Annotated in this window: 12 protein-coding genes; 11 read left to right on the top strand and 1 reads right to left on the bottom strand. The window is 74.1% G+C overall.

Annotation, left to right across the window (positions count from 1 at the left end):
* Window positions 1–170: 170 nt before the first annotated feature.
* From ACH01S_RS09630 to ACH01S_RS09590, 9 genes are all read left to right on the top strand, one after another.
* Complete coding sequence (locus ACH01S_RS09630) at window positions 171–1094, top strand: class I SAM-dependent methyltransferase (protein WP_067888100.1); 924 nt, start codon at window positions 171–173, stop codon at window positions 1092–1094.
* 271 nt (window positions 1095–1365) lie between these two features.
* Complete coding sequence (locus ACH01S_RS09625; protein ID WP_067888097.1) at window positions 1366–2127, top strand: DeoR/GlpR family DNA-binding transcription regulator; 762 nt, start codon at window positions 1366–1368, stop codon at window positions 2125–2127.
* Window positions 2124–3509, top strand: a complete 1386-nt coding sequence (locus ACH01S_RS09620) for a 6-phospho-beta-glucosidase (RefSeq protein WP_067888094.1) — start codon at window positions 2124–2126, stop codon at window positions 3507–3509. The genes ACH01S_RS09625 and ACH01S_RS09620 overlap by 4 nt, the downstream gene beginning before the upstream one ends.
* The gene (locus tag ACH01S_RS09615) at window positions 3509–4717 is read left to right on the top strand and encodes a carbohydrate kinase family protein (protein ID WP_083980499.1); all 1209 of its coding nucleotides are present in this window, start codon (window positions 3509–3511) and stop codon (window positions 4715–4717) included. Before ACH01S_RS09620 ends, ACH01S_RS09615 begins: the two co-directional genes overlap by 1 nt.
* Before the next feature lie 97 nt (window positions 4718–4814).
* Entirely contained in the window at window positions 4815–6158 is a 1344-nt protein-coding gene (locus ACH01S_RS09610) for an extracellular solute-binding protein (protein WP_067888090.1), read from the top strand.
* Window positions 6159–6245: 87 nt separating this feature from the next.
* A complete protein-coding gene (locus ACH01S_RS09605; RefSeq protein ID WP_083980498.1) occupies window positions 6246–7205 on the top strand; it encodes a carbohydrate ABC transporter permease in 960 nt (319 codons plus the stop codon).
* A 150-nt stretch (window positions 7206–7355) separates the two neighbouring features.
* A complete protein-coding gene (locus ACH01S_RS09600; protein ID WP_067888087.1) occupies window positions 7356–8147 on the top strand; it encodes a carbohydrate ABC transporter permease in 792 nt (263 codons plus the stop codon).
* A gap of 19 nt (window positions 8148–8166) precedes the next feature.
* Window positions 8167–10869, top strand: coding sequence for a sugar-binding protein (locus ACH01S_RS09595; RefSeq protein ID WP_148344651.1), 2703 nt, complete (start codon window positions 8167–8169; stop codon window positions 10867–10869).
* A gap of 74 nt (window positions 10870–10943) precedes the next feature.
* Window positions 10944–11942, top strand: coding sequence for a Gfo/Idh/MocA family protein (locus tag ACH01S_RS09590; RefSeq protein ID WP_067888084.1), 999 nt, complete (start codon window positions 10944–10946; stop codon window positions 11940–11942).
* A gap of 6 nt (window positions 11943–11948) precedes the next feature.
* On the opposite strand, the gene ACH01S_RS09585 is transcribed toward ACH01S_RS09590, so the two are convergent.
* Window positions 11949–12995, bottom strand: a complete 1047-nt coding sequence (locus ACH01S_RS09585; protein WP_218010203.1) for an enoyl-CoA hydratase/isomerase family protein — start codon at window positions 12993–12995, stop codon at window positions 11949–11951.
* 22 nt (window positions 12996–13017) lie between these two features.
* On the opposite strand from ACH01S_RS09585, the gene ACH01S_RS09580 reads away from it, so the two are divergent.
* Window positions 13018–14241 (top strand): CoA transferase, encoded by a 1224-nt coding sequence (locus tag ACH01S_RS09580; RefSeq protein WP_218010202.1) that lies wholly within the window; start codon window positions 13018–13020, stop codon window positions 14239–14241.
* Window positions 14238–15647, top strand: coding sequence for an amidohydrolase family protein (locus tag ACH01S_RS09575; protein ID WP_067888079.1), 1410 nt, complete (start codon window positions 14238–14240; stop codon window positions 15645–15647). The genes ACH01S_RS09580 and ACH01S_RS09575 overlap by 4 nt, the downstream gene beginning before the upstream one ends.
* Window positions 15648–15670 lie beyond the last annotated feature (23 nt).

Below are 15670 nucleotides of genomic sequence, written 5' to 3'. Positions count from 1 at the left end.
CGACCGACCGGCGACGGCCCGTAATTGCCAACGGGCGCGCCTCGCCTATCATGACGACTCCGGTATACGCCGGATCGCAGCGTCGTTCTCCCGCCACGGCGCGGATCACGGCCGGCCCCGCGGGCCCGGTCCGCTCCGCGCTGCCCCCGAACACGTTGGAGCCTCCCAACATGATCAGCGAAGAGACCCGCCAGACCCGCCTCCCCGCCTCAATCGACGACGTCCGGGGCTGGTTCCCCAAGGTCGACCAACTGCTCTTCACCTGGTTCCTGGAACGCCAGGAGCGCCGAGGCGAGCGGGGCGACCTCGTGGAGCTCGGCTCCTACCTCGGCAAGAGCGCCATCCTCATCGGCCGCCACCTGCGCGACGGCGAGACCTTCACCGTCTGCGACCTGTTCGACTCCGACGCACCGGACGACTCGAACCAGGCCGAGATGAACGGGTCGTACGCCACCCTGACCCGCACCGCCTTCGAGGCGAACTACCGCGCCTTCCACGACCGGCTCCCGGAGATCGTCCAGGGGCCGACGTCCGAGATCCTCGACCACGTCGAACCGGACAGCGCCAGGTTCGTGCACGTGGACGCGTCCCACCTGTACGAGCACGTGCACGGCGACATCCGGGCCGCGCACGTCATGCTCCCCCCGGACGGCCTCCTCGTCTGCGACGACTACCGCTCCGAGCACACCCCCGGCGTCGCCGCCGCCGTCTGGGAGGCGGTGGCCGACGACGGGCTCCGCCCGATCTGCGTCACCACGCAGAAGCTGTACGGGACGTGGGGCGACGCGGGCGCCGTCCAGGCCGAGCTGCTCGACTGGCTCGCCGGACGCGACGACGTCTGGCACGAGGTCCAGCGGGTCGCCGGGCACGACCTCGTCCGCATCAAGGGCAAGGCGGCGCGGCCGAAGAAGGACGAGTTGGGCAGGCTCAAGGAGCGCCTCGCGAACTCCGAGGACCGGCTGGCCCGCGCGGAGGACCGGCTCGCCCGCGCGCGGGACGAGCTCGACTCCGTCCGCAACTCGGTCAGCTTCAAGGTCGGCCGGTCGGCCACCGCGCTGCCCCGGGCGGTGCGCCGCCGCGGGCGCGGCGCCTGAAGATTTTTTCGCGGGCCTCCCGCCGCCGCCGCGCCCGGACCGGGCGCGGAGTTGACGTGATGTCCTGACAAAGTCCGGCGGCGCTCCGGCCGCCGGTCCGGCCGTGTCCGGACCGGCGTTTGTTGGAACGTTCCGAGGAGTTGACACGGTACCCTGACCGGGTGGTCGCCTTGACCGGCTTTCCGCACGTCAGCGGGGTGAATGACGGACTTCGGGCAGACGGTTGACCGGGTGATGACCGAAGTCGTGCACAGGTGTTACCGTCCTGTGCGTGACATCGAGCAAGAGGCGTGCGCAGATCGTGTCGTCCCTGCGTACCAAGGGGGCGGCCTCGGTCAGGGAGCTGGCCGAGACCCTTCAGGTGAGCGAGTCGACGATCCGGCGCGATCTCGACGTGCTGGACCGCAACGGCGAGCTCCAGCGCACCTACGGCGGAGCGGCGCTGTCGCCGCGCTCGGCCGTGCCGGAGATCTCCTTCGCCGCGTCGGCCGAGCACGACAGCGCGGAGAAGGCGGCGGTCGCCGCGCGGGCCGCCGCCCTGGTCGAGGACGAGATGGTCGTCGTGCTCGACATCGGCACCAGCACCCGGCTCATCGCGAGGCACCTGCGCGGCCGGCCGGTCACGGTGATCACCAACAACCTGGCCGTGCTGGACGAACTGCGCGACGACGAGGCCGTCCGGCTGTGCCTGCTCGGCGGCGTCGTGCGCCGCAACTACCTCTCGCTCGTCGGCTCCCTCACCTCGACGGCGCTCCGCCAGGTCCGCGCCGACCTGGTGTTCCTCAGCTGCACCGGGGTGCGGCCGGACGGTCACGTCATGGACGACATGGAGGTCGAGACGCCGGTCAAGCAGGCGATGCTGGAGTCTGCCGACCGGGTGGTGCTGGTCGCCTCGGAGGCGAAGTTCCCCGGCACCGGATCGCTGCGCGTGTGCTCCCTCGCGCGCGTCGACGCCCTGGTCACCACCGCCGGCGCCGACCCCAGGACTCTCGATGTCTGCCGGCAGGCGGGCGGGAAGGTGTACATCGCATGAAGCTGGCCATTCTCGGCGGTGGCGGGTTCCGGGTGCCGTTCGTGTACCAGGCCCTGCTGCAGGACCCAGGCTCCCCGCGCATCGAGGAGGTCTGGCTGCACGACTCCGAAGCGGGCCGGCTCGACGTGATGGCCGACATCCTCGCGACGCTGGCGGGCGGGGCGGAGGCGGCGCCGCGGGTCCACACGAGCACCGTGCTCGACAAGGCGCTGGAGGGCGCCGACTTCGTGTTCTCCGCGATCCGCGTCGGCGGCCTCGCCGGCCGGGTGTGCGACGAGCGGGTCGCGCTCGACCTGAACGTCCTCGGCCAGGAGACGACCGGCCCGGGCGGCATCGCCTACGGGCTGCGCACCATCCCCGTCATGCTCGACATCGCGCACCGCGTGCGCGAACTCGCGCCCGACGCCTACGTCATCAACTTCACGAACCCCGCCGGGATGATCACCGAGGCGATGCAGGCCGTGCTCGGCGACCGGGTGCTCGGCATCTGCGACACGCCGTCCGGGCTGGGCGCGCGGGTGGCGGCGGCGCTCGGGCTCGACCCGGCCCGCGTCCAGCTCGACTACGTCGGGCTGAACCACCTCGGCTGGATGCGGCGGATCCTGCACGACGGCGTCGACGTCCTCCCGGCCCTGCTCGCCGACGACGACGTGCTCGGGACGCTGGAGGAGGGCGTGGTCTTCGGCGGCGACTGGCTGCGCGACCTCGGCGTCATCCCCAACGAGTACCTGTACTACTACTACTTCAACCGCGACGCGGTGCGCGCCACCCTCGACGCCGGGCAGACCCGCGGCGAGTTCCTGCTCAAGCAGCAGCAGGCGTTCTACGAGCGGATCGCGGCGGCGTCCGGCGGCGCGGCCATGGAGCTGTGGCGCGAGACGGTCGCTTCCCGCAGCGCGAGCTACATGGCCGAGATGAAGGGCGCGCGGACCGGCGAGCCGCTCGACGTCCAGTCCGGGATCGACCCGGCCGAGGAGGGCTACGCCCGCGTCGCGCTCAGCGTGATGGCCGCGATCAGCCGCAACGAGCCCGCGACGATGATCCTGAACGTGCGGAACGGGTCGACCGTCGCCGCGCTGCCCGCGGACGCGGTCGTCGAGGTGCCGGTCACGGTCGACGCGAACGGAGTGCACCCGCTCGTCCTCGACCAGCCGGACCTGCACCAGACGGGGATGATGCAGCAGGTCAAGGCCGTGGAGCGGCTGACGATCGAGGCCGCCACGACCGGGTCGCGGACGGCCGCCGTGCAGGCGTTCGCGCTGCACCCGCTGGTCGACTCGGTACCGGTCGCCCGGCGCCTGCTGGACGGCTACATCGACCGCATCCCGGGCGTGGCCGCCGTGTTCGAGCCGGGCGCCCCCTCCCAGAAAGGCAGGGCCTGATGGCAGTAGAGACCCTGAACGGGGACCCGGCCGCCGGGCGCCCGCCCGAGCCGGACCTCGCCGACCCGTGCACCGAGCGCGGCCTCGCCGGGGACATGCTGCGCCGCGGGGGCGACCCCGGCGCGTCCCCGGAGCTGGACGTGTTCCTCAGCGGCCAGGTGTTCATGGACATGATCTTCACCGGGCTGCCGGGGCTGCCGCCGCCCGGGACGGAGCTGTTCACCGAGGGGCTCGGCTCGGCGCCCGGCGGGATCGCGAACATCGCGGTCGCGATGAGCAGGCTCGGGCTGCGCGTCGGCCTCGCCGCGCCGTTCGGCGACGACCTGTTCGGCGCGTACCTGTGGCGGACGCTCGCCGAGCAGGAGGGCATCGACCTCGGCCACTCCCGCAAGGTCACGGGCTGGCCCACGCCGGTCACCGTGTCCCTGGCCTACGACTCCGACCGCAGCATGGTCACCTACGCCAAGCCCATGCCGGGCGCCGAGTCCACCGCGGGGGCGGACTCGGCGGGCGGGGGCGCGGCGGACGCGGACGGCGCGGAGGCGGTGCTCGGCTCCCGGCCGCCGTCCGCGCGCGCCTGCTTCGTCGACATCGAGCGGCCGGTGCCCGGCTGGGCGCGGGAGATGCGCCGGTCCGGGACGCTCGTCTTCGCCGACCTCGGCTGGGACGCGACCGAGACCTGGTCGAGCGAGGTGCTCGACCGGCTGGCGGACGTGGACGTCTTCCTGCCGAACGCCGTGGAGGCCATGGCCTACACGCGCACCGGCACGCCGGAGGACGCGGCCCGCGCGCTGTCCGAGCGCGTCCCGGTCGTGGTCGTGAAGCGGGGCGGCGCGGGCGCCATCGCGATCGACTCCGCGACCGGGGAGGTCGCCGAGACCGACGCGCTGCCGGTGCGGCCGCTCGACGCGACCGGCGCGGGCGACGTGTTCGGCGCCGGGTTCCTGTTCGGGACGCTCGCCGGGCTGCCGCTGGCCGAGCGGCTGAAGTTCGCGAACCTGTGCGCGGGCCTGTCGGTCCGGCACCGCAGCGGGTCGCTCGGCGCGCCCTGCTGGGGCGAGATCGCGGCGTTCGGCGAGTCCGGCGAGGTGCCCGAAGCGGTGCTGGCCGACTACGCGTTCGTCGTCGACTTCATCCCCGACTCGGCGGACGACACCGTCGTCCGCGCCGAGCCGACCCTCCGGGCCGACGTCGAGTCGCCGTCCTGATCCCGGGACGCCGCGCGCGGCGCCGGACACCACGCAGCACCACCACCCACCCCAGGGATAGAGAGCACAAAGGGAGCCGCAGGATATGCCGACATTCATGAGACGAGGGACGGTCGCGGCGGCCGCGGCCCTCCTCACCGCGTTCGCCGCCGCGTGCGCGCCGGGCTCGTCCGACGACAAGCCCGAGAGCAAGGCGCCCGCGGCGGTCAGCACCGACGTCGCCAAGGCCGGCGACGTCACTCTCACCGTCTGGGACCAGGAGGTCCAGGGCGGGCAGAAGAAGCAGATCGAGGAGCTGAACAAGCGGTTCCAGGCCAAGTACCCGAACGTCAAGATCAACCGGGTGTCGCGGTCGTTCTCCGACCTGCAGAAGACGCTCCGGCTCGCGCTGTCCGGCAGCAACCCGCCGGACGTCGTCGAGGCCAACCAGGGCTACGCGTCGATGGCGCAGTTCGTCAAGGCCGGGATGCTCCTCCCGCTGGACTCCTACGACCAGGCCTACGGGTGGAAGAAGCGCTACCCGAAGGGCCTGACGGACCTGAACAGCGTCACCGACGGCGGCAAGCTGATCGGCCAGGGCAAGCTGTACGGCGTCTCGCTGAACGGTGAGATCGTCGGCCTCTTCTACAACAAGGAGAAGCTGGCGAAGCTCGGCATCCAGCCGCCGAAGACCTGGGACGAGTTCGAGCAGGCGCTCGCCGCGGCGAAGGACAAGAACGAGATCCCGATCGCGTTCGGCAACGTCGAGAAGCTGCCCGCGATGCAGCTCTACGGCATCGTCCAGGACGGGGTCAACAACAAGGAGGCCGTCCGCAACCTGGTGTTCGGCAGCGGCGGCTCCTGGACGGACGGCCCGAACGTCCAGGCCGCGCAGCGGCTGGCCGACTGGGCCAAGAAGGGCTACTTCACCAAGGACGCCAACTCGATCAAGTGGGACGACACGCCCGTCAACTTCGCCAAGGGCGACGGCGTGTTCCTGTTCGGCGGCACCTGGTGGGCGCCCGACCTCGCCGACAAGATGAAGGACAAGGTCGGCTTCATGCTGCCGCCCGCGCCGCAGGCCGGGGCGCCGACGGCGACGATGGGCGGGGAGAGCCTGCCCTGGTCGATCACGTCCAAGTCGAAGAACCCGGACGTGGCCGCCGCCTACATCAACTTCATCACCTCGCCCGAGGCGATGGACGTGTCCGTCGAGACCGGCAACCTGCCCGCGCTCGCCGCCTCCAAGCAGCCGGACCAGCCGCTGCAGAAGGAGATCACGGCGGCGTGGGGCGAGCTGAGCAAGAACGACGGCATCACGCCCTACATCGACTACGCCACGCCGACCTTCGCCGACGCCTTCGGTGGACCGCTCCAGGAGCTGATCGCCGGGCGGAAGTCGGCCGACGAGGTCATGAAGGCCGCGCAGGACGACTACGACGCCTTCCAGAAGAAGAAGTAACGACCGGCGGGTCCGTCCCGGCCGCCCCCTCGACGGGCGCGGCCGGGACGGGGCGCAGGCCGAGACGGATACCCAAGGAGCCCGCACATGACGACCGTCGCGCGGCACAAGACCCGGAAGTCCGGAGGCGAGGCGCCCGCGCCGCGCCAGGCGCGGGTCGAGTCCCGCCCTCCGGGCGAGCCACGCAGGATCGGCTGGCTGTACGTCCTGCCCGCCCTCCTCGTGTACGGGGCGTTCCTGCTGTGGCCGCTGGTGCGCGGGGCGCAGTTCTCCCTGTACGACTGGGACGGCCTCGGGACGGCGACGTGGGCGGGCGTCTCCAACTACACCGCCATCTGGTCCGACCCCGTGCTGCGCGGCGCGTTCGGGCACCTGCTGGTGCTCATCGTGTTCTACGCCGTCCTGCCGTGCTGCATCGCGTTCCTGCTGGTGGCGGTGATGTCGAGGTCGAAGATCCACGGCCTCGCGTTCTTCCGGACGGTGCTGTTCCTGCCGCAGGTCGTCGCGATGGTCGCGGTGGCCGTGGCGTGGCGCTGGGTGTACTCGGCGGACGGCCCGGTCAACACCGTCCTCGGCTGGGCGCACGCGCTCGGCCTGCCGGACTGGCGGCGCGGCTGGCTCGGCGACTTCACGTTCGCGCTGCCCGCGGTCGGCCTCGTCGGCACCTGGGTCGGGATCGGGCTCGCGATGGTGCTGTTCCTCGCCGGGGTGCAGCGCATCCCGCGCGAGCTGTACGAGGCGGCGCGGATCGACGGTGCGGGCGCCGTCCGCGAGTTCTTCGCGGTGACGCTCCCGGCGCTGCGGCGCGAGCTCGCGGTGGCGCTCACGCTGACCACGATCATGGCGATCCGCAACTTCGACCTGATCTACAACGCCACGGAGGGCGGGCCGGGCGACGCGACGAAGGTCCCCGCCTACGAGGTCTACAACCGCACGTTCAACACCGGCGAGGTCGGCCTCGGCTGCGCCGTCGGCGTCACCCTCGCCGTCCTGGCCTTCGTCGTGACGGCCGGGATCCGGCGCGTGGTGGAAGGGAAGGACGCATGACCGCAGCGAAGCGAGGATCAGGGCGCCTTCCCCTCGGGGGTCTGGGGGTCGCCCCCCAGAAAGGCAGGGACGCATGACCGCAGCGAAGCGAGGATCAGGGCGCCTTCCCCTCGGGGGTCTGGGGGTCGCCCCCCAGAAAGGCGGGGACGCATGAACGGGCGGACGGAGCGGTTCTTCAACCACGCCATTCTGGCGGTGTTCGCGGTCATCGCCGTGTTCCCCATGATCGGCGTCCTGACGCAGGCGCTGCAGTTTCCCGACCTCAACTTCTCGAATTTCGCGGACGCTTGGCGCGAGGGCCATTTCAGCACCTACATGCGCAACAGCATCATCGTCACGGCGGTCACCGTGGCGGTCGCCGCCGTCCTGTCGATCATGGCCGGGTACGCGCTCGGCACCATGCGGTTCCGCGGCGCCGGAATCGTGTTCCTGCTGTTCCTCGCGGGGCTGACCATCCCGACCGAGGCCATCGTCGTCCCGCTGTACTTCGACCTGCGGTCGGTGGGGCTCGACAACAGCTACGCGGGGCTGATCCTCCCGCAGGTCGCCATGTCGGTCGCGTTCGGCACGTTCTGGATGCGCGCGTACTTCCGGAGCGTCCCGCGGTCGCTGCTTGAGGCGGCCCGCATCGACGGCGCGAACGGCTGGACGACGCTGTGGCGCGTGCTCGTGCCCGTGGGCCGTCCCGCCATCCTCACGATGCTGCTGCTCACCACGATGTGGACCTGGAACGAGTTCCTGCTCCCGCTGGTGATCATCAACTCGGAGGAGGGGCTGCGCACCGCGCCGCTCGGGCTGTCCTTCTTCCAGGGCACGCACAAGACCGACTACTCGCTGCTCATGGCCGGCGCGCTGATCATCGCGGCGCCCGTCGTGACGGCCTATGTCTTCCTGCAACGACAGTTCATCGCAGGAATGCTCTCGGGGGCCATCAAGGAGTAGGGAAGAACAGGAGAGTTAATTGCGAAGACTCGCCCTACCCGCAATCCTGTCCGCCGCGCTCGCGGCCACGGCAGTCGCCTTCGCGGGCCCGCCCGCGCAGGCGGCTCCGGACCGCGGCGCACCGTCCGAAGGGGCGTCCGGCAAGGGGCAGCTCGACGTGCTGTTCGTCGGGGCGCACCCGGACGACGAGGCCGGCGCGCTGTCGACGCTCGGCCAGTGGAACGAATTCGACAAGGCGAAGGTCGGCGTCCTCACCGTCACGCGCGGCGAGGGCGGCGGCAACGCTTCCGGCACCGAGGAGGGCCCGGCGCTCGGCCTGCTCCGGGAGGACGAGGAGCGGCGCGCCGTCGGCAAGGCGGGCGTCACCGACATCCACTACCTGGACAAGGTCGACTTCTACTACACGGTGAGCACCCCGCTCACCGCGGAGACGTGGGACCACGACAAGACGCTGGAGAAGGTCGTCCGGCTCGTCCGGGAGACGCGGCCCAAGGTGATCGTCACCATGGTGCCCGCGCCGCTGCCCGGCCAGCACGGCAACCACCAGATGGCCGCGCGGCTGGCGACGGAGGCGTACTTCGCCGCGGGCAGCGCCTCGGCGTACCCGGCGCAGCTCCGCCAGGAGGGGCTGCGGACCTGGGCTCCGGGACGCCTGTTCCAGACGGGCGGGGCGTCCGGGCCGACCGGGTCCACCTGCGCCGCGTCGGGGACGCCGTCGAACGCGGCCTCGGTCACCTACGGCGTGTGGGGCGGCCGCGCGTCCGCGCGCAACGGGGGCAAGACCTGGGCGCAGGTCGAGCGCGAGGCGCAGCGCACGTACGTCAGCCAGGGCTGGGGCGGGTTCCCGGACGCGCCGTCCGACCCGACCAAGATCGGCTGCGACTACTACATGCAGATCCACAGCCGGGTGCCGTACACGCTCGGCAACACCGGCCCGGCGGCGATGCTGGAGGGGGCGCTGCAGCCGGGGCAGGGCGGGCTGCCGCTCGGCACGCGGTTCGAGCTGGCGACGGACTCGTTCGGGGTGACCGGCGGGCGCGCGTTCAAGGTGACCGCCAAGGCGAGCTCCCCGGAGCAGCTGAAGGGCGCGAAGGCGGCCCTTTCGGTGCCCTCGGGTTGGAACGTTACAGGGAGCGGTGACCTGGGCAAACTCGGGTCCGCTGAGCGCACGGCGACGTTCACCGTGACGCCTCCGGCGGGCGCGAAGGCCGGCCGCGCGCAGATCTCGGCGACGCTGACCGGCGGCACGGCCAAGGGCCAGGCGGCGACGTCGGTCGAGGTGCGGCCCGCCGTGACCGGGGTGCTGGAGCCGCTGCCGCGCGTGTCGGACTTCGACACCTGGGCGGGCAAGGTCGGCGTCCCCGCGCTCACCGGGCAGGTGAAGCGGGTGCTGACGCTGGCGTCCGGCGCGTCCCGCAAGGTGCGGATCGACGTGGCGAACACCACCGCGTCCGCGCAGTCGGGCACGGTCAGGCTCGACCTCCCGCAGGGGTTCTCGGCGGACGCGGCGTCCAAGCCGTACACGCTCGACGCGGGCAAGGCGGGGTCGGTCGACTTCACCGTCACCAACACCGACGCCTCCCTGCCGACGTCCAACCAGGGCGGCACGGGCGGCGACTACGACCTGACGATCACGACGACGTCGTCCGCGGGCGCGGCCGACGTGCAGAAGGGGGCGCTGGAGCTCGTCCCGAAGGCGGAGCTGCCGAAGGCGGCCGCCGCGCCGACGCTGGACGGCAAGGAGTCGCCGGGCGAGTACCCGGGTCCGGAGCTGAACCTGTCTCGGGTCTGGGAGGGCGAGGCGTGCGCGTCCGCGGACGACTGCTCGGCCACCGGCAAGGTGACCTGGACCGACGACGCGCTCAACGTCCTCGTCAAGGTCCGCGACGACAAGGCGGGCACGACGCTCGGCGCGGACGACTGCAAGCGCCACTGGCGCACCGACTCCGTCGAGATCGCGATCGACCCGCGGGGCGACTCGGAGAACACGTCCACCACGTTCAAGACCGGCATCTTCCCGAAGATGTCGGACGGGAAGCCCTGCTTCCAGCGTGACGCGGACGCCAACCAGGGCCCGGGCGAGCAGACCGCGCCCGGAATGCGGGTCGCCTCGACGGTCAACGACCCCTACGACGGGTACGTGATCGAGGCGAAGATCCCGTTCAAGGCGCTGCCGACCGCCGTCGACCCGGCGCGGATGGGCCTGAACATCTTCGTGTACGACTCCGACACCCAGGACAAGACCGGCCAGACGCGCATCGGCTGGTCCACCTGGGGCGGGGTGCAGGGCGACCCGTACCGGTGGGGCCAGGTGTCCCTGCCGGGCCACGTCCCGCCGGCCGGGATGCCGACCACGCCGCCGGCGCCGGTCATGCCGACCGACGCGACCGACTCGGTGAACTCGCCCGAGTCGATCATCCAGGCGGTGCGGACCGGGATCCCGCTGGCCGCGGGCCCGGCGGCGCCGCGCTCGGACTCGGCGTGGATCGTCGGTAAGCCGGTGGTCTCCGGCGGGTCGACGAAGGTCCGACTGAGTTCGACCGGAGCGGGCACCGCGCACGTACATGTGTGGGACGGGAAGGTCCTCGGCACGAAGGAGATCAAGATCCGCGGCGCCGGCACGGTGAACGTCACCGTGCCCGGTGCGAGCGGCACCCTGACCGTCGCCTTCGAGGCGGCGAAGGGCGGGACGGCGAGCAGCGCCGTCCGGCTCTCCGGCTGAGCCGACCCGCCGGGCCGGGCGATCCCCGGCCCGGCGGGCCGCCGGCTACGAACGACAGAGGAATCGGGGAACGGATGAGGATCGGGCTGGCCGGAGTGGGCCGGATCGGCGCGGGGCACGCGGAGACGCTGCGCGGCCTCGCCGGGGTCGAGGAGGTCGTCGTCGCCGACGCCGACCCGGGACGCGCCCGGGAGGTGGCGGCCAAGCTCGGCGCGGTCGCGGCGGACACCGTGGACGCGCTGTTCACCGCCGGGCTGGACGGCCTCGTCGTCGCGACGCCGACCGCCGCGCACGCGGACCTCGTGATCCGGGCGGTGGACGCGGGCCTGCCCGTGTTCGTGGAGAAGCCCGTCGCCGCCGACCTGGACGGCACGGTCCGGACGCTGGCGGCGGTGCGGCACGCGGGGGTCCCCGTGCAGGTGGGCTTCCAGCGGCGGTTCGACCCGGGGCACGTGGCCGCGCGCGACGCGGTCCGGTCGGGGCGGCTCGGCTGGGTGCACACGGTGCGCTCGTGCACGCTCGACCCGGCGCCGCCGCCGGACGAGTACATCCCGACGTCGGGCGGGCTGTTCCGGGACTGCTCCGTCCACGACTTCGACGCCGTCCGGTTCGTGACCGGGCGGGACGTCGCCGAGGTCAGCGCGGCCGGGGCGAACCGGGGCTCGGCGGTGTTCGCCGCGTCCGGGGACGTCGCCACCGGCTCGGCCGTCCTCACGCTGGACGACGGCACGCTCGCCGTCGTGTCCGCGACCCGCTACAACGCGGCCGGGTACGACGTCCGGCTGGAGGTGCTCGGCTCCCTGGACGGCGTGGTCGCCGGGCTCGACGACCGGACGCCGCTGTCCCCGGCGGGCGGCGGGTTCCGCCCGGCGGGGCCGCCGCACACCCGGTTCCAGGAGCGGTTCGCCGACGCCTACGAGGCGGAGTTGCGGGCCTTCGCCGCCATGGTCGAGTCCGGCGGGCCGAGCCCGTGCCCGCCGGAGGAGAGCCTGGAGGCGTTCTACGTGGCGGAGGCGTGCGAGATCGCGCGGCGCGAGCGGCGCGCCGTCACGATCGACGAAGTCCGCAGGTAGCGGCGGTCAGCCGAGCTCGTCGACGAGGCCCCAGGCGAGCGCGGTGGGCGCGTCCAGCGGCACCCCGGACAGGGCCAGGTGGAGGGTACGCCACCGGCCGACGCGGCGCGGGAGGCTGACCGTCCCGCCCGCGCCGGGGATGAGGCCCATCGCGATCTCCGGCAGCCAGAAGGTCGTGTCCGGGTCGGCCCGGACCCGCGCGGCGAAGGCGGGGATCTCGACGCCCGCGCCCGCGCACGCCCCCTTCATCCGGACCTCGACGCGGTCGCGGAGGCGGTGCACGAGCAGCCCGGGGCTCGCCGACGTCCGGACGAGGTGCGCGGTCGCCGCGTCCGGGGCCGTGCCGAACTCGGCGAGGTCGCCGCCGGAGGAGAACACCGGGCCCGCGCCGTCGAGCACGACGTGCTCGACGGTGTCGTCCAGGAGCGCGAGGCCGAGCGCGTCGACCAGGGCGGCGCGGAGCCGCCGTCCGAGCGCGTTGCGGCGGGCGGGCAGGTTCAGCGTCACGGTGAGCCGGTCGCCGTCGCGGGCGACGAGCACCGGGTCCGGGGCCGGCGGGGCCTCCGCGCGGGGGGCGCGGCCGCCGAGCCAGCGGGCGAACTCGGCGCCGCCGAGCAGGGTGGAGTAGGCGAAGGACTCGGCGTCCAGGGCGGCGCGCACCGGCACGGCCTGGGTGATGCGGAGGAGGCGCGCGAGCACCAGCGCGGCCGTGGGGTGCGCCGCGACGGCCGCGTCGACCTCCGCGAGCGCGGCCTCGGCGTCGGGCACGGGGACGAGCCGCGCGTCCTGCGCCTCGCCTTCGGAGAGGGTGAGGTCGAGCGCCTCGGCGAGGACGAGCGCGGGCGGATCCAGAGGCCCGTCGGCCACCCCGATCAGCAACCGGTCGCTGTCGCGGGCGTGCCCGACCGCGCCGACGAGCGCGTCGGGATCGACCCCTTTACGCAGGTCGACGCCCATGAGCGGGGTCTCGGGACGGCCGGAGGCGTCGAGCAGTGGCGGGCGCGCGCCATCCGCGGCGAGCCCGGCCGGGTCGGTCATCGGCACCGCAACCATGCTGACTACCCTAAACAGCACCATGATCGTGTCGGATCCGGCGGCCGACTGGGCGGCGAGCGGGGCCGTCGCGCTGACCGGGCGGCCGGACGGCCCGCCGCTCGTCCCGCCGGGCCGGGCCGCGACGCGGGCGCGCGAGCTGTCCGCCCGGATCGCGGCGCTGACGGGTGTCGCGGTCGACGGCGCCGCTCTCCTCGCCGAACGGGCCGCGTTCACGGGTGCGGAGCGGCGCGGGACGGTCTCCGCGGGCGGCGCCTGCCGCCTGCTGCCGACCGCCGACGGATGGGCGGCCGTGTCGTGCGCGCGTCCGGACGACCCGTCCCTGCTCGGCGCGCTCGTCGGCGCCGAACTCCCCGAGGGCGACGGCGTGTGGCCGCCCGTCGAGGCGTGGCTGCTCGCCCACACGGGAGCCGAACTGGCGGAGCGCGCCGAACTGCTCGGCCTGGCGGCCGGGCCCGTCGCGCCCTTCACCCCGGTCGCGCCGGAGGTCGAGTTGCCGCCGCGTCCCGTCGCCGGGCTCCTGGTGGTGGACTTCAGCGCGCTGTGGGCGGGGCCGCTGTGCGCGCACCTGCTCGGCCTCGCCGGGGCGCGGGTGGTGAAGGTCGAGACCCCGTCCCGCCCGGACGGCGCCCGGCGCGGCCATCCCGGCTTCTACCGGCTCCTCCACGCGGGGCACCGGTCGGTGGTGCTCGACCCGGACGAGCCGTCCGCGCGGCGTGCGCTGCGGGCGCTGGTGGAGCGCGCGGACATCGTCGTCGAGGCGTCGCGTCCCCGGGCGCTCGCCCGCTTCGGCCTGGACGCCCGCGCCGCCGTCGCCGCCGGGACCACCTGGATCTCCATCACGGCGGCGGGCCGCGACTCGGACCGGGTGGGCTTCGGCGACGACGTCGCGGCGGGCGCCGGGCTCGTCGCCCGCGAACCCGGCGGCGTCCCGCTGTTCGCGGGCGACGCGATCGCCGACCCGCTGACCGGGCTCACCGCGGCGGCCCGCGCGCTGACCGCGCCCGCCGGGGGCGGGGGAGCGCTGCACGACGTCTCGATGGCCGGTGTCGTCGCCGCGACGCTCGACCCCGGCGCGGAGCCGTCCGCGCGGGCCCGCCGGGTCGGCGGCGGCTGGGTCGTGGACACGCGCGACGGGCCCGTCCCGGTCGCGCCGCCCCGGCACCGTGCCCCGGTCGGACGCGCCGCCGACGTCGGCGAGGACACCGCCGACGTCCTGCGGGAACTGCGGATTCCCGCGCCATGACCGAGCGGTTCCTGCTGCGCGACGCGGAACTGCCGGACGGCCGCCGCGCCGATGTCCGCGTCCGGGACGGCCGGGTCGCCGACATCGCCCCGTCCGTCCCCCGCGAGGCGGGGGAGGAGGTCGTCGAGTGCGGCGGCGGCGCGCTGCTGCCCGGCCTCGTCGACCACCACCTGCACCTGCACGCGCTGGCGGCGGCGCGGCGCTCGGCGCGCTGCGGCCCGCCGGACGTCGCGGACCGGGCGGGGCTGGCCGCCGCGCTCGCCGCCGCCGTCCCCGACCGGCACGGCTGGGTCCGCGGCACCGGCTACCACGAGTCCGTCGCGGGCGACCTCACCAGCGCCGCGCTCGACGCGCTCGACGCGCGGCGGCCGGTGCGGGTGCAGCACCGTAGCGGCGCGATGTGGATGCTGAACACGCGCGCCGCGCGGGCCGTCCGGCTGGACGAGGCCGACCACCCCGGCATCGAGCGCGACGCCGCCGGAGCCCCCACGGGACGGATCTGGCGCGCCGACGCCTGGCTGCGCTCCCGCCTGCCGTCCGCCGCGCCGCCGGACCTGGCCGGCGTCGGCCGGGAGCTCGCCCGCCTCGGCGTCACCGCCGTGACCGACGCGACGCCCGAGCTGAGCGCGGAGGCGCTCGCGTCGATCGCCGCGGCGCGCCGGGACGGGACGCTCCCGCAGCGCGTCCACCTGCTCGGCGCGCCGCTCGGCGCGTCCGACGGCGAGGGCCGCTGGACGCCGGGCCCCTGGAAGATCGTCCTCGCCGACTCCGGGCTCCCGGCGTTCGACGACCTCACCGAGCGGATCCGGGCGGCGCACGCGGCCGGACGCCCGGTCGCCGTGCACGCGGTCACCCGCGAGGCGCTCGTGCTGCTGCTGGCGGCGCTGCGCGCGGCCGGGCCCGTCCCCGGCGACCGGATCGAGCACGCCGCGCTCGTCCCGCCCGAGCTGACCGGCGAGATCGCGGCGCTCGGCGCGGCCGTCGTCACCCAGCCAGGCTTCCTCGCCGACCGCGGGGACGACTACGCGCGCGACGTCCCGGCCGAGGACCGTCCCGACCTGTACCGGTGCCGGTCGCTCGCGGCGGCGGGGATCCCGGTCGCGCTGTCGTCCGACGCGCCGTACGGCCCGCTCGACCCGTGGGCGGTGATCGCCGCCGCCGTCCGGCGCGAGACGCCGGACGGCCGCGTCCTGAACCCGGCCGAACGGCTGCCGCCGCGCGCGGCCCTCGACGCCTGCCTCGCCCCGCCGGACGACCCGGGCGGCCCGCCCCGGCGGCTGCGGCCGGGCGGTCCCGCCGACCTCGTCCTGCTCCGGCACGGCCTGGACGCGACGCTCGCCGAACCCGGCGCGGACGCCGTCCGGCTCACCGCCTCCGGCCGTATCATCTACCAGTCGTTTGGTTGACTCGCGGGGAGCGGGATGGGATC

It is taken from the genome of Actinomadura chibensis NBRC 106107 (assembly GCF_001552135.1).
Taxonomy (GTDB): domain Bacteria; phylum Actinomycetota; class Actinomycetes; order Streptosporangiales; family Streptosporangiaceae; genus Spirillospora; species Spirillospora chibensis.
Note: the sequence above shows the minus strand (reverse complement) of the source record. Positions and strands in the feature narration are given on the sequence as shown.

Excerpts from the sequence above, each read along its gene's own strand:
- ACH01S_RS09600 (WP_067888087.1), top strand. The coding sequence starts at position 7,356 with ATGAACGGGCGGACGGAGCGGTTCTTCAACCACGCCATTCTGGCGGTG.
- ACH01S_RS09580 (WP_218010202.1), top strand. The coding sequence starts at position 13,018 with ATGATCGTGTCGGATCCGGCGGCCGACTGGGCGGCGAGCGGGGCCGTC.
- ACH01S_RS09620 (WP_067888094.1), top strand. The coding sequence starts at position 2,124 with ATGAAGCTGGCCATTCTCGGCGGTGGCGGGTTCCGGGTGCCGTTCGTG.
- ACH01S_RS09610 (WP_067888090.1), top strand. The coding sequence starts at position 4,815 with ATGAGACGAGGGACGGTCGCGGCGGCCGCGGCCCTCCTCACCGCGTTC.
- ACH01S_RS09590 (WP_067888084.1), top strand. The coding sequence starts at position 10,944 with ATGAGGATCGGGCTGGCCGGAGTGGGCCGGATCGGCGCGGGGCACGCG.
- ACH01S_RS09630 (WP_067888100.1), top strand. The coding sequence starts at position 171 with ATGATCAGCGAAGAGACCCGCCAGACCCGCCTCCCCGCCTCAATCGAC.
- ACH01S_RS09585 (WP_218010203.1), bottom strand. The coding sequence starts at position 12,995 with ATGGTTGCGGTGCCGATGACCGACCCGGCCGGGCTCGCCGCGGATGGC.
- ACH01S_RS09615 (WP_083980499.1), top strand. The coding sequence starts at position 3,509 with ATGGCAGTAGAGACCCTGAACGGGGACCCGGCCGCCGGGCGCCCGCCC.
- ACH01S_RS09605 (WP_083980498.1), top strand. The coding sequence starts at position 6,246 with ATGACGACCGTCGCGCGGCACAAGACCCGGAAGTCCGGAGGCGAGGCG.
- ACH01S_RS09575 (WP_067888079.1), top strand. The coding sequence starts at position 14,238 with ATGACCGAGCGGTTCCTGCTGCGCGACGCGGAACTGCCGGACGGCCGC.